Source organism: Rhodococcus sp. R1101 (assembly GCF_000278445.1).
Classification (GTDB): domain Bacteria; phylum Actinomycetota; class Actinomycetes; order Mycobacteriales; family Mycobacteriaceae; genus Rhodococcus; species Rhodococcus gordoniae.
Window position 1 is genome coordinate 1 of the sequence record NZ_AJVB01000770.1, and the last position, 1107, is coordinate 1107.

The window sequence follows — 1107 nt, forward strand, 5'->3', positions numbered from 1 at the left end:
GGATTGCAGCGCAACCGGACCCGTGTGCCACCCGTATCCAGATACGCCCCGAGACCCTCCGCCGCGAAGAACGTCTCCCCGGAGGCGATGTCGACGACAGCTCCGGCCACCGAACGTCCGTCGACCTGCGCGGCCACCGAGACCGCCGACGCCGGGAGTCCGTACACGAAGTTCACGGTGCCGTCGATGGGATCGACCACCCACACCACCCCGCTCGCGGTCGTCGCCCTCGCACCGTCGCCACTGGTCTCCTCTCCCAGGAAGGCGTCCTCGGGCCGCAGTTCGGCGAGTCTGCGCCGGATGAGCTCCTCGCTTTCGGTGTCGGCGGCGGTGACGGGATCGGTCGCCGTCGACTTCGTCCCGACACGGGCGGCCTCCCCCGATCCCGGAGGGCCGAACAGCTCGGCTCTGCGTACACGAACATAGGCTGCGGCCTCACGCGCGACGGTCACGGCGACGTCCCTCAACGCGGACGACTCGGATTCGGAGAGCGTTCTCTGTACATGCACGAACCGATCCGAACACAGCGCCGAAGGTTTCGCCACCGAGCGCCGCACCGGGCGGCACCGGGCATTATCGTTGCCACACGAGCGGAGCAGCCGGCCCCACCCAGCGAGAGGAAGTACACGATGGCACAGGACGTCCCCACGGACCGATCGAATCCGGGCAACCACGGATTCGGTGTCGACATCGGGGGAAGTGGCGTCAAGGGTGCCGTGGTGGACCTCGATACCGGCCGCCTGGTCGGCGACCGGATCAAGCTCCTCACTCCGCAACCGTCCACCCCGGAGGCCGTGGCGAAGACGGTGGCACAGATCGTCGAGCAGGCGGGCTGGTCCGGTCCCGTCGGCGTGACCCTGCCGAGCGTGGTCACCGGAGGTGTCGCCCGGACCGCCGCCAACATCGACAAGTCGTGGATCGGCGCCGACGCCCGTTCTCTCTTCTCCCACGCGCTCGACGGCCGGGACGTCTCGGTGCTCAACGACGCGGATGCCGCCGGCATCGCGGAGGACCGCTTCGGTGCCGCCAAGGACACCGACGGTGTGGTGATCCTCCTGACCTTCGGAACCGGGATCGGCTCGGCCGTCCTGCACAACGGTGTCCTGC

At 69.0% G+C, this 1107-nt stretch carries 2 protein-coding genes; one reads left to right on the forward strand and one right to left on the reverse strand.

Features of this window, described 5'->3' with window-relative positions:
* A partial coding sequence (locus tag R1101_RS28590) for an inositol monophosphatase family protein (RefSeq protein ID WP_037225100.1) occupies positions 1–527 on the reverse strand: 527 nt, incomplete at its 3' end.
* A 102-nt stretch (positions 528–629) separates the two neighbouring features.
* On the opposite strand from R1101_RS28590, the gene R1101_RS28595 reads away from it, so the two are divergent.
* Positions 630–1107, forward strand: a 478-nt coding sequence (locus R1101_RS28595) for an ROK family protein (protein WP_016935704.1), incomplete at its 3' end; no start/stop codon positions are given.